Below are 23,174 nucleotides of genomic sequence, written 5' to 3' on the forward strand. Positions count from 1 at the left end.
ATTTATTTGGTGCTCAATACTCCTTTTTTGATTTGAACTATTGGAAACTCCGTTCTTCTGTTCAACTCTAATTCTTCCGGTGAACAGTCTTTTTTGCTGGTACAATGGTTAATGGGCATTCGTTTACCAAATCCTTTGTAAGAAATTATTCTGTCTTCCGATATACCATTGGCAATCAAATATTCGTAGGTAGATTTTGCTCTTCTTTGAGAAAGACCATCGTTATAGTTATGACTTCCAACAGGGTCTGTGTGGGCCTCTAATTTTATGATCATATCAGGATAGGTCTTGGTCATTACACGAACAACTTTATCCAATTCCAAGGCGGCATCCGGTCGTATGTTACTTTTATTGAAATCAAAATAAATCTTGTTCAAATCGGCCAAAAGCTTAAGGTCCAGTACCGGTTCTAAGACAATATCTTTTCGTATCATCTTCTGTTTATTAGGTGTTTCCGATGTATTGAAATAGATAGTTTTGTGTGGGTGGGTTTTTCTAACCGCTTCAATCATGTAGGTCGTTTTTCTATTGATTGGAAATCTGTAGTAACCCTTCTCATCGGTAACAGCCTGTGCTACCAAAGTATTTGTTTTTTGGTCAAATAATTTTATATGAACACTATCTAGGGGTTGTTCGTTAACACCATCAATTACAAATCCTTCTACATCCAAAGCAGGGGTAAACTTAAACTTATAGATATCATCACCACCCATTCCTCCTTCTCGGTTAGAACTTACATAACCGTCTATTCCGTTTGGAAGACCATAGTAACCAAAATCGTCGCTAGAGCTGTTAATAGGAGTACCTAAATTAATTACATCTACGATTTCACCTTCTTCATTGGATATGGTTGAAAACACATCTAACTGACCAAATCCTACATGACCATCAGAACTAAAGAACAATTTTCCTTCTTCGTTTATGAAGGGAAACATTTCGTTACCTTCCGTATTCACAGCGGGCCCTGCGTTAATAGGTGAACCAACACCACCTCGGTCATGAATTTCAGAATAATAGATATCCGTACCACCGTACCCTCCAGGTCTATCAGAAGTAAAATACAGTCTTTTTCTGTCTGGTGTAACGGATGGGTGACCTGTGGAATAGTAATCACCATTTACGCGCAAACCCCTGTTTTCCGTCCACTCACCATCTACAAGTTTAGCACTATATATTTTCAGGTTTATTTCATCGAACGCACCATAGCCTTCTTTTTTGTCAAAGAAATTGTTTCTAGTGAAGTAGATGATAGTATCATTCTTATAATCCGTGGAAAATATTAAAGAGCTTTCATGAAATTTGGTATTTACATCGCCCTTCAATCTAGTAGGAACAGATAATTCGTTATCTCCCTGCACTACAAACAGGTCTAGCCAAGGCTCTTCGTTCCAACCATAAGTGTCTCCGGTAACAATGTCTCTCCTAGAAGAAGCAAAATACAGGTCTCCACCTCTTGAGAAGGTTCCAAAATCACTTTCGGTAGAGTTGAAAGTAACCGGTTCTACCTCGTAACGCTGTCTACTATTAAAAACTACAGAGGCCATATTCCCATCTTTAAGAAAACGCTTTAAACGAGAATCATTTTTGTTGAACTTTTTATATTTCCTCAACCATTTTGCTGACTCCTCATGATTACCATTGCTATAAAGTGCCATGGCGTATTTAAAGTAATAGTCCGTAGGTAGCGTAGCATTATTGATTACCGCCTTAAAGTGTGGAATCGATTTTTTGTAATCTCTGATAAGCAGGTAACATTCTGCTAATTGTTGGTGGGCATAATCGCTGTTAAGCCCTCCTTCTATCATTCGTTCATACTCCGCAATTGCTTTGATATAAGAGAATTTACTAAAGAAATAGTCTCCTTTTTTCTGTGCACCATACTGCGCAATGGTAAGTTGGCAGGCAAACAGAAAGGCGACCAATAAAACTGAATTTTTAAAACTTTTCATGATGTAGGATTTAATATTTTTGGGACTAAACGTATTGGGGTTCTTTAATTAGAAATATCTTGGGGACTTTATTGGACCTCTTTGTTTCTTTCTAAGTTCATAGATTAGAATTATTTCGTGGGTTCCTCCAGTATAAGGTCTAATAGTTGAGGTAGGTAAATCATAGGCATAACCTACTCTAATATCTTTCGAAACTTGATAATCCATCATTGCTCCAAAGTTCGAAGCGTCATTAACCCTGTAGGAAGCACCTATCCAGAACTTTTCATTAAAAAGAAAGTTTGCCGTAAAATCATAAGTGGCCGGAGCTCCGTTCGTAAATTTTGTAATAACGGTCGGTTTAAATTTTGTGTTTTCAGATATATCTAAAACCAAGCCCCCAATAGCGTAATAACTATTTCTTTCTAGAGCCTGGAACTCACCTTCGTTCAAATCCGTGTTAAGAATTCTCGGAGATGAAATCCCCGCATACCATCTATTGGAACCAATATAAAAACCCGCTCCAAAATTGGGGTTCCAACTATTAAAGTTAGAATTAAAGAACACGTCGTTGGGGTCAGGATTTTCCAAGGTATAATTGGTAAAACCTGCCTTGAGACCAAATGACATTTTTACTTCTTCGTTTACTGGAACGGTATAGGAGAAATCCCCATATACATAATTTGTACTTTCAAAACCTAAACGGTCGTTTATATAGGAAATACCCAAACCAACCCTATCGTTTCTTAAGGGAGAGTGAACGGAAAATGTGCTAGTTCTTGGATTTCCTTCCAATCCGGCCCACTGATTTCTATGAAGAACAGTGGCGTTAAGTGTTCCTCTGCTTCCTGCATAGGCTGGGTTAACAGAGATTGTATTGTACATATACTGTGTAAATTGGGGTAACTGTTGAGCGGTAGCAATGGTTCCGATAAAGACCATTAGGATTAATGTTACCTTTTTAAGATTGTTCATGATTTTTAGATTAAATTCTTACTAGCTGATACTGGGGTATCGTAAATAGGTTAATTATAAGACAAATTTAGATATAAGTACATAAACTTGCTAAATTGCACGACTAAGGTGTAAGTAAATTCGTTCTTGTGTATAAAAATCGTTTAACCGTAGGGTATCTTGGTTGTAATTATGAGGGTGTTTACTCCAAGTGTCTTACACATGTTGGCTCTTATACAAAGAGATTTCAAAAGGTATTTCCCAGAATCCTTTGGAAAATATAGTATGGTTACTGTCCCGCAGTTAATATGTTGTCTTGTAGAAGGATTTTATGAATTTTCGAAAAAAGAGTTGGCCCGAACCGTAATACACAAATATGCGAACGGTTCGGGCCAACAGTAATAAATAATATCTTGCTCTACTTGGAAATTATCAAGGATTTCACGTTGGTTGTGGCACCCTTTGTTATTTGCACATAGTAGATGCCGTTATCTAGGAACTCAAGGTTCAAAAACGCTACCGTACCATAATTGTTGCCGTAGTCCTTTTCAAACACCATTTTCCCGTCGCTACTGAATATCAGTATTGAAACATCACCCACATCGGGCATGTTCGCCAAGTTCAAACTCAACTCACCGGATGTAGGGTTTGGATAGATTATGACATCCATTTCCCCTTGCGCCCGGTCTTTAGAGAGCTCTGCTTGGAGATTTGTGGCTGCCGATAAGAAGGAGCCAAAGACTTGGAACTCGGATAGCCCTACATTGGGACCAACGCCATCCGTTACCTCAAAACGTACCGAGGTTATATTTCGTTCATTGAAAGTTACAGGTAGTGCTCCGCCATTTGCGGGCAAATTCCCTACTTGCACGACACTACCATCGGAGAATACCAGCCTACCGGCATTGATGTTCTCATTTATCAAAGGTCTGTCAAAAAGCACGATTCTATCCGTTCTAATGGGTTGGTTCCAGTTCAGAGTAACGCTTGGTCGCTGCTCGCCAAGACTAGCCCATTCCCCTGGGTCTACCAATCCAATTATACCGTCTACGATTTTCCTCTTGGCAAATCGAGCAGAGAATTCTGAAGATGCCGTAATACTACTGGCCTGAGGTGCTATATTCGTAGTTGGTGTGGCAGCAAATTGGCTACCGGAAAATTTTCCATAGACCTCGAACTCTGCTAGCCCCACGCTGTAACCTTGCCCGTTTGTAATATCAAACTCTACCCAGGTAATCGTCTTTTGTTGAAAGTTTATGATATTAGCCGTACCTGAATTTTCTAGACCGTTAACATTGACCGTACTTCCATCGCTGAATTTTAGTACGCCTTGAAATATAACATCTACTACATTAGGTCTGTCGTAAAGTACAACTTGGTTTGTGGTCACCGGTCTGTCCCATGTAAGTCTAATACTTGGGTTCTGTTCTCTAAAACTTGCCCATTCCCCTGGGTCTACAAATCCAGTGATACCGTCCACTAGTTTACTTTTTGCATATCGTGTGGAGAACTCCGAGGATACGGTTATGCTGCTGGCTTCCGGTGCCAGGTTGGTACCTGTAACCGTTGGCGGTACGGCCGCGAATTCGCCAAAGACTTGGAACTCCGACAGCCCTACGTTGGGACCAACGCCATTGGTCACCTCAAAACGTACCGAGGTAAAGATGCGTTCGCTAAAGTCCACTATTAAGGCACTGCCATCGGTGGGTAGGTTTCCTACCGCTACGACACTGCCGTCGGAGAATACCAGTCTACCGGATAAAATATTCTCGTTAAACAAAGTTCTGTCAAAGAGCACAATTTGACTCCCGATCACCGGTCTGTCCCAGTTCAATGTTACGGTAGGCTTCTGCTCACCGAGACTTGCCCATTCACCGTTACCGAACTGGCCTGTAATACCGTCCACGAGCTTGTCCTTGGAAAATTGCGCGGAGAACTCCGAGGATACGGTAATGCTGCTGGCCTGCGGTGCCAGGTTGGTGCCTGTAACCGTTGGTGGCACGGCCCCGAATTCGCCAAAGACTTGAAACTCCGCCAGCCCTACATTGGGACCAATACTATTGGTCACCTCAAAACGCACGGAGGTAAAGGTACGTTCACTGAACGATACCAAGAAGGCACTGCCATCTGTGGGCAGGTTTCCTACCGCTACGACACTACCGTCCGAGAATACCAGCCTACCGGATTCGATGCTCTCGGTAAGTATAGGTCTGTCGTACAAGACGATTTGGCTCGCGATCACTGGTCTGTCCCAGTTCAATGTTATGGTAGGGTTCTGCTCGCCGAGACTTGCCCATTCACCGTTACCGGGCTGTCCTGTAATACCGTCCACAAGTTTATCTTTGGAAAATTGTGCCGAGAACTCCGAGGATACGGTAATGCTGCTGGCCTCCGGTGCCAGGTTGGTACCGGTAACCGTTGGTGGTGCGGCCCCGAATTCGCCAAAGACTTGAAACTCCGCCAGCCCTACATTGGGACCAATGCTGTTGGTCACCTCAAAACGCACGGAGGTAAAGGTACGTTCACTAAAGGATACCAAGAAGGCACTGCCATCGGTGGGCAGGTTTCCTACTTCTACGATACTACCATCGGAGAATACCAGTCTACCGGATTCGATGCTCTCGGTAGGTATAGGTCTGTCGTACAGTACTATTTCGTTGGCGATCACCGGTCTGTCCCAGTTCAATGTTACGGTAGGGTTCTGCTCGCCGAGACTTGCCCATTCCCCATTACCGGGCTGTCCTGTAATACCGTCCACGAGCTTGTCCTTGGAAAATTGCGCGGAGAACTCCGAGGATACGGTAATGCTGCTGGCCTGCGGTGCCAGGTTGGTACCGGTAACCGTTGGTGGTGCGGCCCCGAATTCGCCAAAGACTTGAAACTCCGCCAGCCCTACATTGGGACCAATGCTGTTGGTCACCTCAAAACGCACGGAGGTAAAGGTACGTTCACTAAAGGATACCAAGAAGGCACTGCCATCGGTGGGCAGGTTTCCTACTTCTACGATACTACCATCGGAGAATACCAGTCTACCGGATTCGATGCTCTCGGTAGGTATAGGTCTGTCGTACAGTACTATTTCGTTGGCGATCACTGGTCTGTCCCAGTTCAATGTTATGGTAGGGTTCTGCTCGCCGAGACTTGCCCATTCCCCATTACCGGGCTGTCCTGTAATACCGTCCACAAGTTTATCTTTGGAAAATTGTGCCGAGAACTCGGAGGATACGGTAATGCTGCTGGCCTCTGGGGCCAGGTTGGTACCGGTTACGGTTGGTGGTGTTACGCCAATCTCGCCGAATACTTGAAATTCTGACAGCCCTACATTGGGACCAATACCATTGGTTACCTCAAGACGTACGGACGTAATGGTACGTTCGCTAAAGGATATTAATGTCGCACTACCATCTGTAGCTAAATTTCCTACTTCTACGACACTGCCGTCGGAGAATACCAGTCTACCAGATATAATTCTCTCGAAGGCTGTAGGTCTGTCAAAGAGTACTATCTCACTGGTTTTTACTGGTCTGTCCCAATTTAAGGTTATAGTTGGGGTCTGCTCACCAAGACTTGCCCATTCCCCTGCACCGAACTGGCCTGTAATACCGTCCACGAGCTTGTCCTTGGAAAATTGTGCGGAGAACTCCGATGATACGGTAATGCTGCTGGCCTCGGGTGCTACATTGTTTCCACTAACCGCTAGTGGCGATGTTGCGGTGTATTGGCCAAAGACCTGAAATTCCGCCAGCCCTACGTTGGGACCAACGCTGTTGGTCACCTCGAAACTTACGGAGGTAAAGGTGCGTTCGCTGAAGTTTACCAAAAAGGCACTGCCATCGGTGGGTAGGTCTCCTACCGCTACCACACTGCCGTCTGAGAATACCAGTCTACCGGATACGATGCTCTCGGTAGGTATGGGTCTATCGTATAGTAGAATTTGGCTCGCGATCACCGGTCTGTCCCAGTTCAATGTTATGGTAGGGTTCTGCTCACCGAGACTTGCCCATTCACCGTTACCGGGCTGTCCTGTAATACCGTCCACAAGTTTATCTTTGGAAAATTGTGCCGAGAACTCGGAGGATACGGCGATACCGGCCTCCGGGGCCAGGTTGGTGCCGCTTACCGCAGGAGGTGTTGTCGTAGCGTTACCGTTGCCTACCAATACGGTTTCTGCCATACTGGGAACTCCATTGGAATTTAATGCAAAAAGCATGTAATTACCAGGAGGCATAATGTTGGCGTTAGGAACATTGATGGTGTACTGATTGCCGTTTTTTGTATAGCTTACAGGTACCCTGCGCTGCTCATTATTGGTACTATGGGTCGCGGAGGACATTCTTATAAAGGAAAACGCTCCAATATCATCGGAACCTGTTACCGTAAACTGTTGGTCAAAGCCAGCGGTTGCAGGTGCGTTCAACGTAGGGCGTTGTGCTAGATTTCCGTTTCCGTCAAAAAGATAGGGCGGGCTATATATCTCAGCATCAAGATGGTTCTGACTTCCGCCGCCGAAAAAAAGACCACCCCCACCAACAAAGACTCTACCATCTGTCATCAGAATGGATACACTATGGTATGTCCTAGGTATTTGCATCCCTGCCACGGTTCTCCAACTATTGGTCTGTGGGTTCCAGATTTCCGCTTCAAAACGTGCCCCGGTATCGGTAAAAACGCTAGAGGTGCTTATACCTCCGGTAACCACTACCTCTCCGTTGGGCAGCACTACGCTGTTATGATAGGATCGGGATAATTGTAAGTTGTTGGCCGTAGGGCTTACGGTTACGTTGTTCTCGTTATTGATATCGATTACGAAAGAGTTGTCCTTGGAGGGAAAGCCCTGTTGATAATTCAAAGCACCCCCTACCTTTAAAATCTTACCTATATCGTACATGATGGTGGTACCTGTAATGGAAAAGGTATCATCCGCTCTTTTACCGGCAAAGGTAGACGAACCATTTCCGCGTACATCAAACCAGTGCATATCTTCACTTGGTCCGGCATGAAAAATTTTACCGTTGGGAGCTACCCAGACCCATGCATGGTCGTTGGGTCTTATAGGATTGCCTTGCAGATCGTTATCATTATAAAGAATAGTTCCCGGTAGTCCTGGTAAACTGACCCAACCTTGTCCTTTCGTCCAAATTTCTCCAAGTTTTCCGGAGAAACCGCCGTTCCATTGACCTCCAATGGTGAACGCTCTGCCGTCTGGTAAGGTCACGTTTCCTTGATACCCTCTTGGTACGTTCATATCATCGGAAACCTCCCATGAATTCGTTGCCACATTATAGATGGTCGTTTTTGGCGCGGAACCGCCACCGGCCACCAAGATATCCCCGTTGGCTAGATTATTGATTCCCGGACAGAACATATTGTGATTGTTCGGGGTTATTTGGGTTCCTAATGCCGTACCATTGGGCCCTTGAAAAGGATCGTAGATTTCTGTATACGTGTTTCCGTCAGCGGCATCAAAACCGGCATCCCTAAATCGGGATGACCAGGTCAATAGACGACCATCTGGTAGGTTTGCTACGGCAACAGGTACAAGCCCAAATTGAATAGGTTCGCTCCACTGGCCATCTTGGCTTGGGTTCTGCCCCAAGATACTTCCCCATACGAGGAGTAAGCCTAGTGAAAATAATTTTGTAATGGTGTAATGTTTTTTCATATTAAAAAATTTATCGGTAAAAGTCGGGTTCTTAATCCGGTTTTAGGCAAAAAACCGTTGAAAAGCACGTTTTGCAAGTCGAACTAATAGGTTGAAAAAATCACATATGTTAATTAGTGTTAAAATTTAAGAAAGAACTTACGTTTAAGTGTCAAAATAACATCAACTATTATAGTTCAGATACAAGATAAGGTTTGAAACAAAAGGAGTGTTGGCTAAAGTACTCTCCGAGATAGGAGTTTGGGCACAATTTGTATTTCCGTGAAGTGCCTCCCCATTTTATAATGACCATTTTCATTTATTCACATTCATGATATACTATAAATTACAAGGTATTCCCGGTGCCCCAAAATAGTAAAAAATTTGAATAGGGCGTTACGTTGTTCCATGTATAGGATGGGGCTCTGTTGAGCGTGCGTTGTAAAATACTATCTCATATTATTTTTGTTTCATGGATAAGTCATGTTTTTTCTATATATCTACCGCACTAAACAATACTGCGCAAAGTCGGTGAAAATTATTTTTTAGATATGGGTAAAGTTTAAGTTTGCCCCAATATGATGAAGTACTAATACATTCAGGTTTCTGTTCGGTCATCAGTACTATACTTGTGAAAAAATATTCATGCGAGCATCCATTTTCATTGTAAAATCCTAGTAGGATTATAAATGGTAAATGCTGTGCTATTTTGATTTTTACGTTCAGTTCAGGTTACAAATATTAATGGATTTATTTTTAGGCCAAATCGTAGTCATGTTTTTTTTATGAACGGAGAGAGAAACAAGTGTTTCTCTCTCCGTTCTATTGTTTGCTTTTATGTTCTTGGTTCTTTGGCATTATTCGGCACCTAAGTATATATAACCGTTCAACTGTTTAAAGTCAGCTCCGTTAACATTTATGATGTAGTAGTAGGTACCTGTAGGGAGGAAGCCTGATTTTCCGAAGGAGTTGTTCGGTGCAAATCCGCCCCAATCATTTCTATAATCCTTTCCTTCGTAGACCATGTTCCCCCATCTGTTGAATATCATAACATCGAAGGTGTAGTCACAGTATTCGGCCCCCCTAATTTCGAACATGTCGTTCACTCCATCTCCGTTGGCCGTTACAGCTTTACTTACTTCGATATCGTCGATGCCGCAAGGAACACAATCGCTATTGGTCGTTATGGTAAAGTCCGCATAATATTTACATTCGCCGCCCGTAGAGGTATAGGCGATTCTATATTCGCCCAATTCCAAGCCTTCGGGGACAAACATACTGCCGTTCAACATTACATCTCCTTCCGTGACCTCGAACACACCGTTTGTATCAAACCCTTCTGGAAGATAGTCCAGAAGATCGATAGGTTCGTCTTCAACACAAATGTCAATAGTGATTTCCTGTAATTGAGGTTGTAACACGAATATGATCTGCTCAAAAGAGGCCGTATTGTCGCATGTATCCGTTACGTTCCACGTTCGTATGATCATAAAATCCTCGGAATCGCTTGCATTTTGAATTTCTTCAGAGAACAGGACCTCGTAATCTCCACTTCCGCCGGTAAAGGTAAGTTGTGGAACCTCTGGAGTCTCGTCTCCACAGAGATTGGTTATCTCTGCCTCAAAATCACTCGATGTCAATGCTTCCTCGTCATCTATTATGGTTATCGTCGCATTACCGTCAATCACCGGAACAAAATCGGGAGCGTTCAATAGTTCCGCAAAAAATACTTCTGTGCTTTCAATCAAGCAATCATCGATTATGACCACGTTAAAAGTTATGCTGGACTGTCCTTCAGCAAAGGCTAAAGTTCCGTTAGACGCTGTATAATCTACACCACCAGCAGTCGCAGTTGCTGTTCCACCACCATCATTGGTTGCGTAGTCAACGTTAAAGGCCGTAAAAGAACCTTGAACGCGAACCGTAACAGTTGCTACACCGGTCTGCTCATTGACTTGAAGGTCGTCTATATAGAGACCGTCGTTCATTCCAGGTGCATCGTTATCGGTAATGGTACCTACACCTGCATCGTCGAGCATGTTCACACCGACAGGTGGAACGGCATCGAAGGTGAGAGCGATATCCATGGTCTCCGTATTCTCTATGATCGTGTCGTCCACGATGTTGATGGTCACCAGTTGTGTATCCCCGGTTGCCGTACCGGCAGGGAAGGTCACAAAGGTATCGGTGTTCGCTACGGTATAGTCATCGGGATCGATCGCTGAATTATCTGTCACGTTAAAGTTGACGTTGAAAGCGTTTTGTACGGTGTTCCCTGTATACGAGATTACGAACGTTGCCGTACCGGCATCTTCGTTCACGGTAAAGTCGCTCACTGCGATACCTTCGGTAGGTCCGTTAGCATCGTTGTCAGTGATGGTACCTACACCTGCATCGTCGAGCATGTTCACACCGACAGGTGGAACGGCATCGAAGGTGAGAGCGATATCCATGGTCTCCGTATTCTCTATGATCGTGTCGTCCACGATGTTGATGGTCACCAGTTGTGTATCCCCGGTTGCCGTACCGGCAGGGAAGGTCACAAAGGTATCGGTGTTCGCTACGGTATAGTCATCGGGATCGATCGCTGAATTATCTGTCACGTTAAAGTTGACGTTGAAAGCGTTTTGTACGGTGTTCCCTGTATACGAGATTACGAACGTTGCCGTACCGGCATCTTCGTTCACGGTAAAGTCGCTCACTGCGATACCTTCGGTAGGTCCGTTAGCATCGTTATCTGTAATGGTCCCCAGTCCCGTATCGTCTACCATGGCCACAAGAGGGTTGGAGATGTTGGATAGGGTAATGTTAAGGTCTTCATTTGCTTCAAGGATAGCGTCGTCCACGATATTGATGGTGACCACCTGGGTAGTTCCGGATGTCGTATTCGCAGGGAACGCCACATTGGTACCTGCGGTAGCAACGGTATAATCATCGGGATCGATCGCCGAACCATCGGTCACGTTGAAGTCCACGGTGAAGGCGTCCTGCACGGTAGGACCGGTATAGGTAACTACAAAGTCAGCGGTACCGGCATCTTCGTTCACGGTAAAGTCGCTCACTGCGATACCGTCTCCAGCACCAGGCGCATCGTTATCCGTAATGGTCCCCAGTCCCGTATCATCTACCATGGCCACAAGAGGGTCGGAGATGTTGGATAGGGTAATGTTCAAATCTTCCGCACCTTCCAATAAAGCGTCGTCCACGATATTGATGGTGACCACCTGGGTAGTTCCGGATGTCGTATTCGCAGGGAACGCCACATTGGTACCTGCGGTAGCAACGGTATAATCATCGGGATCGATCGCCGAACCATCGGTCACGTTGAAGTCCACGGTGAAGGCGTCCTGCACGGTAGGACCGGTATAGGTAACTACAAAGTCAGCGGTACCGGCATCTTCGTTCACGGTAAAGTCGCTCACTGCGATACCGTCTCCAGCCCCAGGCGCATCGTTATCTGTAATGGTCCCCAGTCCCGTATCATCTACCATGGCCACAAGAGGGTCGGAGATGTTGGATAGGGTAATGTTCAAATCTTCCGCACCTTCCAATAAAGCGTCGTCCACGATATTGATGGTGACCACCTGGGTAGTTCCGGATGTCGTATTCGCAGGGAACGCCACATTGGTACCTGCGGTAGCAACGGTATAATCATCGGGATCGATCGCCGAACCATCGGTCACGTTGAAGTCCACGGTGAAGGCGTCCTGCACGGTAGGACCGGTATAGGTAACTACAAAGTCAGCGGTACCGGCATCTTCGTTCACGGTAAAGTCGCTCACTGCGATACCGTCTCCAGCCCCAGGCGCATCGTTATCTGTAATGGTCCCCAGTCCCGTATCATCTACCATGGCCACAAGAGGGTCGGAGATGTTGGATAGGGTAATGTTCAAATCTTCCGCACCTTCCAATAAAGCGTCGTCCACGATATTGATGGTGACCACCTGGGTAGTTCCGGATGTCGTATTCGCAGGGAACGCCACATTGGTACTTGCGGTAGCAACGGTATAATCATCGGGATCGATCGCCGAACCATCTGTCACGTTGAAGTCCACGGTGAAGGCGTCCTGCACGGTAGGACCGGTATAGGTAACTACAAAGTCAGCGGTACCGGCATCTTCGTTCACGGTAAAGTCGCTCACTGCGATACCGTCTCCAGCACCAGGCGCATCGTTATCCGTAATGGTCCCCAGTCCCGTATCGTCTACCATGGCCACAAGAGGGTCGGAGATGTTGGATAGGGTAATGTTCAAATCTTCCGCACCTTCCAATAAAGCGTCGTCCACGATATTGATGGTGACCACCTGGGTAGTTCCGGATGTCGTATTCGCAGGGAACGCCACATTGGTACCTGCGGTAGCAACGGTATAATCATCGGGATCGATCGCCGAACCATCGGTCACGTTGAAGTCCACGGTGAAGGCGTCCTGCACGGTAGGACCGGTATAGGTAACTACAAAGTCAGCGGTACCGGCATCTTCGTTCACGGTAAAGTCGCTCACTGCGATACCTTCTCCAGCCCCAGGCGCATCGTTATCCGTAATGGTCCCCAGTCCCGTATCGTCTACCATGGCCACAAGAGGGTCGGAGATGTTGGATAGGGTAATGTTCAAATCTTCTGCACCTTCCAATAAAGCGTCGTCCACGATATTGATGGTGACCACCTGGGTAGTTCCGGATGTCGTATTCGCAGGGAACGCCACATTGGTACCTGCGGTAGCAACGGTATAATCATCGGGATCGATCGCCGAACCATCTGTCACGTTGAAGTCCACGGTGAAGGCGTCCTGCACGGTAGGACCGGTATAGGTAACTACAAAGTCAGCGGTACCTGCATCTTCGTTCACGGTAAAGTCGCTCACTGCGATACCGTCTCCAGCACCAGGCGCATCGTTATCTGTAATGGTCCCCAGTCCCGTATCGTCTACCATGGCCACAAGAGGGTCGGAGATGTTGGATAGGGTAATGTTCAAATCTTCCGCACCTTCCAATAAAGCGTCGTCCACGATATTGATGGTGACCACCTGGGTAGTTCCGGATGTCGTATTCGCAGGGAACGCCACATTGGTACCTGCGGTAGCAACGGTATAATCATCGGGATCGATCGCCGAACCATCTGTCACGTTAAAGTCCACGGTGAAGGCGTCCTGCACGGTAGGACCGGTATAGGTAACTACAAAGTCAGCGGTACCTGCATCTTCGTTCACGGTAAAGTCGCTCACTGCGATACCGTCTCCAGCACCAGGCGCATCGTTATCCGTAATGGTCCCCAGTCCCGTATCATCTACCATGGCCACAAGAGGGTCGGAGATGTTGGATAGGGTAATGTTCAAATCTTCCGCACCTTCCAATAAAGCGTCGTCCACGATATTGATGGTGACCACCTGGGTAGTTCCGGATGTCGTATTCGCAGGGAACGCCACATTGGTACCTGCGGTAGCAACGGTATAATCATCGGGATCGATCGCCGAACCATCGGTCACGTTGAAGTCCACGGTGAAGGCGTCCTGCACGGTAGGACCGGTATAGGTAACTACAAAGTCAGCGGTACCTGCATCTTCGTTCACGGTGAAGTCGCTCACTGCGATACCTTCGGTAGGTCCGTTAGCATCGTTATCTAGGATAGTCCCAACTCCTAGACCGTCAACAATAGCCACTCTATTATTGGAAATGTTGGAAAGAACTAAATTTAGGTTTTCATCGCCCTCGATAATATTGTCATCCACAATATTAATGGTTACTGAGCGTACTTCGTTCAGAATTCCAGTAAAGTTAAGGTTTCCTGTTGGGGAGGATACAGTGTAGTCATTCGGTCTAGATGCTGAACCGTTGTTTATCGTATAATCTACATTAAAGCCATCTTGTGCTTGCGTATTCAGGGTAACGTCAAAAGTTGCAGTGCCAGCGTTCTCGTTTACCGAGAAATTAGAAACAGAAATACCGTTGGAACCATTACTGTCGTTATCCGTTATTGAAACAGAAACCTGTTGTGTTCTGGCTAATCCGTTAAATACATAATCAATATTAACAAAAAATCGCTCTGTGAGCTGTTCTATATTTAAATCATCCGTAATTGGAACAAAAATATCCAAAAATTCGTCATTTCCATCTCCAACGGTATTTTGAACTCCTGATACCGTAGTGTAGTCCTCACCGGCGATAGCGGTATCATCGGAAAGGGTATAATTTATATCCAAGTTTTCAAAATTGGTACTATACCGTATTCTTACTAAGGCTGTTCCCGCATCCTCGTTTACCGTGACGCTACTGGTACCTATATTCAAATTAGCGTTACCCACATTGAAGTAAGAGGTGGCGGTAGCTCTGTTGCCGTTGGCATCTATTAATTGGTATACAAAGCTGTAACTGCCTTCAGTTTCTAAATAGGTAATGGAAATTACATCGTCTAAAGGATTTGTTGGCGTTCCATTATCATTGACCGTAGCGGTAATACCTCCCGTTGGTTGTGTTATAATTTCTATGGCCGAGTTAGCCCTGGGTCCTGCGGGTCCAAAATCGTCATTTGCCAAAACGTCTATATCCCGCGTTATAGTAAGGGTCGTTCCGGGTAATAAAGTATGTTCCTTATTGGCGGTAGGCATATATACCGGCGTTTTGGTTAACTCCATATTGTCCTTACCCATAACAGGTCTAAGGTGGTTGGCCGAAAACGAGTTGTTGGCTTGGGTGAAAACACCACAAAATAGTACAAGAAGTAGCAAAAACTGCCTCAATAAAATTTTACATTTAGTGAAAATTATAAGTAGCATAAGTTAAGGTTTAAGATTTCGAAATCTGAATTCCACCGCTGATTTTCATTTTTTACCGACGATCAAAAGGTTGAAATTCAATTATAAAAAGTTTGGAATTTTTAGATTTGGGTCAAAATTAGTTTGTCTATGCTAAAGAGCAGATTTTAAACGGTGTTAGCTTGCAATAAGTCGTTTAACTGTTATGAATAGGATTAAAAGCAAGTTATCATCGACATACGCATAGTAGCTCTGATAATGGTTTGTTACCCTATGAGAAACCAGTAATTTATTAGAAATTGCGACTTTTTATAGATCAGTTTTCAAAATTTTTGGTTCTAAAGATGTACCACAAATAGTACACTTAAAAGCTTTGGAAATTAATTTTATGAAAATTATTTCTTAGTTCTAAAATTCTGAATTTCAGCTAAGGCTATGGGTAATTCTGCACTATTAGAGACAAGACTCCGAACTATTGTCATTTTATAAAATTCTATTTGTGATTATGTAATTTTAAGAGATTAACAAAAGCTAGATCTTTGCTAAGAATGTGTAAAAATTTTAACGAAATCGAGAAGAGAATAGAAAAGTGTGGTATATTAAATTACGACCCTTTAAAATGAAAAAATATAGTATGAATTATACTTCTGTAAAATATAAAAAAACAAAGGTTTACTAAATATTTGAAAATCAGCGAGGCTATCAAGCTTGCGTTCAAATGAATGTTGTTAAGCATTCTAATCCTTAATGGGCCTCTTTAAGGGTTATTTAGTAAGTCCTAAAATTAGATGCGCTATGCTGCTCGGCGTATAGGGGGTATGGTTAAACTACTAGGAGGGTAATTTCCATTTTGAGATTTAGAGAATTTTGGCAAATATATTTCCAAATGAAAACGATATTAACCGGTTTATCTAAAGTTATTCAACTTGCAGACGAAGAGCACATAATTTTAGTAAAAACGTGGTTTTGGAGAACATTTACATTTTCTATCCTCAAATTCATATCGTAAAAAGAATTCGAACGATCTACCTCTAAAGCTTTGTCCGCCCAAATCGGTGAGTTCATTGTCAAAAGCAAGGCCCCCGAAAAACTTTTCTGTAAAGTGGTATCCCATTAAAGCACTTGCCGACGAACCAAAACGATAAGATGCGCCAAATTGTAACTTATCCATATATAAAGCATTCAATGAGATGTCTAATTGTAAAGGTGCGCCAGAATTTATTTTGAGTAATGTAGCAGGCTTAATTTTCCAGTCCGGTGAAGTTTGTAAAATAATACCGGCTATGGCATGCCAAGTGACTAATTTTTGATATAGGATTTCAGCATTATTATCATTCGCAATTATGTTTTGTAAGATATTTGGCGTAGAAAGGCCAACATAATACTTAGGGTTCCTTAGAAAAAGGCCAAGTCCAAAGTTAGGGGAGAACTGTGTTCCTTGTTCATTGGTTTGATTGCTCGAAACAACGAGATTCCCTAAATTAACTTCGTTGAACAACCCACCCGCGCTAATACCGAAAGCAAGTCTTGTACTTAGGTCTCTATTTAAAGGCAAGGTGTATGAAAATATTCCCTTAATATCGGTAGTTTGTACCGTGCCGTTTCCTATAGCATCGTTATTCATTGTAAATCCAAGACCCACTCTTCTCTTGACCGGGGCGTGTATAGAAATGTTTTGGGTAGATGGAGCACCATCTATTCCTAACCATTGTGCTCTGTATAGCGATGCTATACTTATAACCTCTCGCGACCCTGCGTACGCTGGATTAAAAAGAAGAGGGTTTAACATATATTGCGAGTACTGTGATTCTTGCTGGGCAATAGCTGTAAAGCATAGCGAACAGGTTACTACGAGTATTATAGTTCTTATCAGTTTCATTTATGCAGTTTTTACTTTTTGTAGAGGTATCCACTAATTTTTTGGTAATCATCTGTGCCTATTTTAAATTCTATTACGTAGAAATAAACTCCATTGGGTAAATTCTCGTCTTGGCTAACGATTAATTTAGTATTGGCTTTGCCATTAAATGAATTTTCACGATTATCGTAGTTACGTACTTCATAAACTATAGCACCCCATCTATTATATATCTTCACCAGGTTCTCGGGAAAATTTTCAATACCTGAAATATTCAATATTTCTAAATCTATCCTATTGGAGTCAATCAGGTCATTTGTTACTTTAGGTAATGGAATAGTTGAACAACTTTCCAAGACATCAATGGGTAGGGTCAATTCACAATCATCACTGTTTGCACTTGTAATGGTAACACTGTGAGCTGTAATACCGTCTGCTGTTCCTGTGCTTAATCTGAATTGTGCCGTACTATTGAACGTTCCCGAACTAGGTTCAACGGAGCCTTCTCCATTATACGTAATAAAATAAAGGTCTCCGGTATTATTTCCGCTAACTGAGAGACTAAACTCTATAAAATCATCCTCATTTTGTGTTTCATAGGGAGTTCCATTATCGTTACATCCTATAATCGTGAGATTAAAATCATCTATGTTACATTGGTCGGAGCATGTTCTTGCCTGAAAGGATATGGGCAATGCGCATGCGGCGTCGTTTTCGTCCGTAATGGTCAGGGTATACGTGGTATCCGTGTCGGTTAGTCCCGTGAAGGTGAAGTTCGTGGTCGTTCCGTAGCTTGCCGTGGTAGGTGTAACGTTAAGACCTCCGTCCACGCTCACGGTATAGTTCGCGCCCAACCTTAGTCCCTGTGGGTTCAGGCTTATGGCGAAACTGTCGTCCGAGGGGTCGGATGGTGTTCCGTTGCCGTCACATCCCAGGATGGTTTCGTTGGCGTTGTCCAGGGTACACTGGTCGGAGCATGTTCTTGCCTGAAATGATAGTGGCAATGCGCATGCGGCGTCGTTTTCGTCCGTAATGGTCAGGGTATACGTGGTATCCGTGTCGGTTAGTCCCGTGAAGGTGAAGTTCGTGGTCGTTCCGTAGCTTGCCGTGGTAGGTGTAACGTTAAGACCTCCGTCCACGCTCACGGTATAGTTCGCGCCCAACCTTAGTCCCTGTGGGTTCAGGCTTATGGCGAAACTGTCGTCCGAGGGGTCGGAGGGTGTTCCGTTGCCGTCACATCCCAGGATGGTTTCGTTGGCGTTGTCCAGGGTACACTGGTCGGAGCATGTTCTTGCCTGAAATGATAGTGGCAATGCGCATGCGGCGTCGTTTTCGTCCGTAATGGTCAGGGTATACGTGGTATCCGTGTCGGTTAGTCCCGTGAAGGTGAAGTTCGTGGTCGTTCCGTAGCTTGCCGTTGTAGGGGTAACGCTAAGACCTCCGTCCACGCTCACGGTATAGTTCGCGCCCAACCTTAGTCCCTGTGGGTTCAGGCTTATGGCGAAACTGTCGTCCGAGGGGTCGGATGGTGTTCCGTTGCCGTCACATCCCAGGATGGTTTCGTTGGCGTTGTCCAGGGTACATTGGTCGGAGCATGTTCTTGCCTGAAAGGATATGGGCAATGCGCATGCGGCGTCGTTTTCGTCCGTAATGGTCAGGGTATACGTGGTATCCGTGTCGGTTAGTCCCGTGAAGGTGAAGTTCGTGGTCGTTCCGTAGCTTGCCGTGGTAGGTGTAACGTTAAGACCTCCGTCCACGCTCACGGTATAGTTCGCGCCCAACCTTAGTCCCTGTGGGTTCAGGCTTATGGCGAAACTGTCGTCCGAGGGGTCGGAGGGTGTTCCGTTGCCGTCACATCCCAGGATGGTTTCGTTGGCGTTGTCCAGGGTACACTGGTCGGAGCATGTTCTTGCCTGAAATGATAGTGGCAATGCGCATGCGGCGTCGTTTTCGTCCGTAATGGTCAGGGTATACGTGGTATCCGTGTCGGTTAGTCCCGTGAAGGTGAAGTTCGTGGTCGTTCCGTAGCTTGCCGTTGTAGGGGTAACGCTAAGACCTCCGTCCACGCTCACGGTATAGTTCGCGCCCAACCTTAGTCCCTGTGGGTTCAGGCTTATGGCGAAACTGTCGTCCGAGGGGTCGGATGGTGTTCCGTTGCCGTCACATCCCAGGATGGTTTCGTTGGCGTTGTCCAGGGTACACTGGTCGGAGCATGTTCTTGCCTGAAATGATAGTGGCAATGCGCATGCGGCGTCGTTTTCGTCCGTAATGGTCAGGGTATACGTGGTATCCGTGTCGGTTAGTCCCGTGAAGGTGAAGTTCGTGGTCGTTCCGTAGCTTGCCGTGGTAGGTGTAACGCTAAGACCTCCGTCCACGCTCACGGTATAGTTCGCGCCCAACCTTAGTCCCTGTGGGTTCAGGCTTATGGCGAAACTGTCGTCCGAGGGGTCGGAGGGTGTTCCGTTGCCGTCACATCCCAGGATGGTTTCGTTGGCGTTGTCCAGGGTACACTGGTCGGAGCATGTTCTTGCCTGAAATGATAGTGGCAATGCGCATGCGGCGTCGTTTTCGTCCGTAATGGTCAGGGTATACGTGGTATCCGTGTCGGTTAGTCCCGTGAAGGTGAAGTTCGTGGTCGTTCCGTAGCTTGCCGTGGTAGGTGTAACGTTAAGACCTCCGTCCACGCTCACGGTATAGTTCGCGCCCAACCTTAGTCCCTGTGGGTTCAGGCTTATGGCGAAACTGTCGTCCGAGGGGTCGGATGGTGTTCCGTTGCCGTCACATCCCAGGATGGTTTCGTTGGCGTTGTCCAGGGTACACTGGTCGGAGCATGTTCTTGCCTGAAATGATAGTGGCAATGCGCATGCGGCGTCGTTTTCGTCCGTAATGGTCAGGGTATACGTGGTATCCGTGTCGGTTAGTCCCGTGAAGGTGAAGTTCGTGGTCGTTCCGTAGCTTGCCGTGGTAGGTGTAACGCTAAGACCTCCGTCCACGCTCACGGTATAGTTCGCGCCCAACCTTAGTCCCTGTGGGTTCAGGCTTATGGCGAAACTGTCGTCCGAGGGGTCGGATGGTGTTCCGTTGCCGTCACATCCCAGGATGGTTTCGTTGGCGTTGTCCAGGGTACATTGGTCGGAGCAGGAACGCGCGTCGAATTGTACTATAAATTCGCAATCCGAATCTTGGTTATCCGTTAACGTAATGGTATAAGTCGTTAAAGTATCTGTAATACCTGTAATTTCGAATGAAGTCGTTTGGGCATAGTTTCCTATGGCCGGTGTTATGGTAAGTCCTCCGTCGATTTGCACACTATAACTTCCATTGGGTTGATTTCCGGTAGGATTAAGCTCTATGTTGAGAATATCATCAGTGCCGTCCGAAGGAGTGGCATTATCATCACAGTTGACAATATTAAGATTGGCTTGGGTTATGGGTTCGTAATTTTCTTGATAGGAGACAAGAATCTCCTCTACCAATAAGGCTACGGGCCCTCCGGTTGAATTAACTTCAATTTGGATGGTATTTATTCCAGGTCTCCAACCGCTATTGAATACGGTGGACCGTATATTATTAAATCCATCTACTATAAAGGTATCACTATCGCTCACTCCGTTTACGCTGATTCTATGCGTATTATCGGAAGAGATATTAGCCACAGCGGAAACAGAAGCGGGTATGACCGTATTGGGCAGGGTGATCGTTGTTTCATATACCAAGCGAACCGCATCTCCCGTTGGGCCGGTTCTCGGTCCATTATTTTCGTTAATATCACCATCTCCGTCCGCATCATCTCGAGTTCTAGAGTCTAAGAGCAATTCACTGGTAATCCACCTAGTACCGTTAGTAGTTTGTACAAACCTTGGGCTAACATAGGCTGCTCTGACATCGCCGTCATTACCGGGAGCAAAGGCAAAGTCATTCGCTACAGATACCCATTCAACCGTCCAATTGGGATCTGCGCTGCCTATGGCAGTTCTGCCCGAGCCAAGGTTCGTATCTTGGTTCTGAACTGTTCTAGAACATAAATCTTCACATACCGTAGAACGAGTGTTGGCGTCTGTAGATGATACGGTACCTTGACCCCCATTTGCTATAACCGGAACCCCGTTAGCATCAACAGCACCATTTAAACTACCATCTGGATTTAAGCTGCTAAAATCCAAAGACAAAGTACCTTCCAACGCATCGGCACAACCGTCGTTGTCAGAATCAAGATCTTTGTCGTTGGTGATACCGTCTCCATCCGTATCAATAGTGCAAACTGCATCTAATTGGCGTAATATAACATCATCTAGCATATAATCATTACCAGAAGCATCTGGCCCTCTTCTTATCTGTATTTCTATTGTGGTATTGGTAATCGTACCTGTATTAAAGTTTAGCGTTCCCAATTCCCAAGCACCAAAAGGCAGGCCAGGAGTTCCTTGATAAGTGTTGACTACGACACCATTTATTACTATTTGAATAATACCCCTAGTACTCTCTATAGGGGCATCTGATCTTGACCAAATCATATGCGCAAGACTTAACTGATAATTTGTATTGGCCTGTAAGTTTTGGTTAAAACTCAGTACTGAGATAAAATCATTGCCAGGGCCGGCCTGTATTCCTAAAATTGTACCTGTTGTCTCAGACCCCGTGGTGTAGTCGGTAATGGTACCAGGAGTTGCGCCAGGGTCAAAACATATATCGTTAGGCTGTCCTATACTATACAAAGGGGCAGCATTGAACCATATGCCTTGTGTGCAATTATTTGCCTCGGTGAATGGTGGCAGGAGTGTAAAGCTATTTATGTCGAAATTTAGTAATTCTGGTAACTGACATTCTTCCGTATCCAATATTCCATCGTTGTCATCATCAAAATCAATATCATCGCAAACACCATCATTATCAAAATCGCTTAGACAACAGGCGTAACTTCTAACGTCTGCATTTTGGTTAGAATCCGATTGTTGCCCGCCATTGGTGAGCGTTGGTATACCATTGGTATCTACTGTACCCGCCAAGCTTTGATTCGGTTGTAAGTCATTAAATTCAAAACCGCCGTTACCCTCTAGCGCATCCGGGCAACCATCATTGTCCGAGTCAAGGTCTCTTACGTCCAATATACCGTCGTTATCGGTATCAAGGGAGCATACACGTTCTATAATACTGAAAGCGTCAAGAACTATATCTGAGCCATTACCTCTTTCTATAGTTTGAATCAATACGATATCTATGTTCTGTGTAGCGGTCGCCGTGAAGTCGGTTTCGTTCAGTTGCCAATTTTGATTGCCCTGGGTTATATTATTAAGGGGAAAATCCGGTATGCCGGCGAGTGTATTGGTTCCTGCAATATAAAAACGAAATCTATAGGAGTCCGTAAAGGGGTCGGTATTGGTAATTTCTGCAGCGTATATGGCTACTGAGTAAGTGGTGCCAACGGTTACGGGTATATTTGATATTGCCGCAATTTCACCAAATCTACCATTACCGTTCTGGTCGCCAATACCGTTACACGTTGAGTCGTCCATTGGTCCTGTAGGTGAAATGAACGCATTGAAAACGAGTGCATTTCCTGTAGGGGTAGGGTGTGCTCCTTTAGTACCTTCGACAACTCCAGTAGTGGGGTTCCAGCAAGTTATGGTAGCGGTATCTCCTATCAGGACACTACCACCTCTCGGATTTAAGTTACATCCGGGAATTTGGCAGTTTGGGTCGTTTACGGCCGCATCACTAACAAAACCTGCAGTTTCAAAATTTTCTAGACTTATGAATACATCTATAAGAGCTCCACATTCATCGGTATCAAGAATACCGTCATTATCATCATCTAAATCGTTTGCATCAACAATGCCATCTTGGTCGGCATCTTGTCCATACGTATTTTGCGTTGCTAGCAATAGAAATCCAATAACAATATAGGATAAAATTTTTGTTAGAATTGAGCTGTTTATTCCAATATATTTTGCTACTTCCAAAAGGTTCATAATTCGTTACGCGTTTAAGTTGTTTTGACCATCTTATCGGTTTGGAAATAATTCAAAACCATAAAGTCAATTTTG

Annotated in this window: 6 protein-coding genes; all 6 read right to left on the reverse strand. The window is 45.0% G+C overall.

Annotated elements, in window-relative coordinates; translation table 11 throughout:
• Positions 1 to 2: 2 nt before the first annotated feature.
• The 6 genes from EJ994_RS01175 to EJ994_RS01200 all read right to left on the reverse strand — a co-directional run bounded on the left by EJ994_RS01175 (position 3) and on the right by EJ994_RS01200 (position 23,099).
• Positions 3 to 1,949 carry an OmpA family protein gene (locus EJ994_RS01175; RefSeq protein WP_126590845.1) on the reverse strand — a complete coding sequence of 649 codons (1,947 nt, stop codon included), beginning with the start codon at positions 1,947 to 1,949 and terminating at the stop codon, positions 3 to 5.
• Between the two features lie 48 nt (positions 1,950 to 1,997).
• A complete protein-coding gene (locus tag EJ994_RS01180) occupies positions 1,998 to 2,903 on the reverse strand; it encodes a type IX secretion system membrane protein PorP/SprF (protein WP_126590846.1) in 906 nt (301 codons plus the stop codon).
• Between the two features lie 397 nt (positions 2,904 to 3,300).
• Positions 3,301 to 8,544, reverse strand: coding sequence for a galactose oxidase-like domain-containing protein (locus EJ994_RS01185; RefSeq protein WP_126590847.1), 5,244 nt, complete (start codon positions 8,542 to 8,544; stop codon positions 3,301 to 3,303).
• Positions 8,545 to 9,380: 836 nt separating this feature from the next.
• Positions 9,381 to 15,293 (reverse strand): Calx-beta domain-containing protein, encoded by a 5,913-nt coding sequence (locus EJ994_RS01190; protein WP_126590848.1) that lies wholly within the window; start codon positions 15,291 to 15,293, stop codon positions 9,381 to 9,383.
• A gap of 928 nt (positions 15,294 to 16,221) precedes the next feature.
• A complete protein-coding gene (locus EJ994_RS01195) occupies positions 16,222 to 17,151 on the reverse strand; it encodes a type IX secretion system membrane protein PorP/SprF (RefSeq protein ID WP_126590849.1) in 930 nt (309 codons plus the stop codon).
• Positions 17,152 to 17,162: 11 nt separating this feature from the next.
• On the reverse strand, positions 17,163 to 23,099 hold the full coding sequence (locus EJ994_RS01200) for a gliding motility-associated C-terminal domain-containing protein (RefSeq protein WP_126590850.1): 5,937 nt from the start codon (positions 23,097 to 23,099) through the stop codon (positions 17,163 to 17,165).
• Between the last annotated feature and the right edge of the window lie 75 nt (positions 23,100 to 23,174).

Source organism: Maribacter sp. MJ134, assembly GCF_003970695.1.
In the GTDB taxonomy this organism is placed as follows: domain Bacteria; phylum Bacteroidota; class Bacteroidia; order Flavobacteriales; family Flavobacteriaceae; genus Maribacter.

What these genes read in the sequence shown, in the direction of transcription:
- EJ994_RS01200 (WP_126590850.1), bottom strand. Translation starts at nt 23,099, where the DNA reads ATGAACCTTTTGGAAGTAGCAAAATATATTGGAATAAACAGCTCAATT.
- EJ994_RS01180 (WP_126590846.1), bottom strand. Translation starts at nt 2,903, where the DNA reads ATGAACAATCTTAAAAAGGTAACATTAATCCTAATGGTCTTTATCGGA.
- EJ994_RS01195 (WP_126590849.1), bottom strand. Translation starts at nt 17,151, where the DNA reads ATGAAACTGATAAGAACTATAATACTCGTAGTAACCTGTTCGCTATGC.
- EJ994_RS01185 (WP_126590847.1), bottom strand. Translation starts at nt 8,544, where the DNA reads ATGAAAAAACATTACACCATTACAAAATTATTTTCACTAGGCTTACTC.
- EJ994_RS01175 (WP_126590845.1), bottom strand. Translation starts at nt 1,949, where the DNA reads ATGAAAAGTTTTAAAAATTCAGTTTTATTGGTCGCCTTTCTGTTTGCC.
- EJ994_RS01190 (WP_126590848.1), bottom strand. Translation starts at nt 15,293, where the DNA reads ATGCTACTTATAATTTTCACTAAATGTAAAATTTTATTGAGGCAGTTT.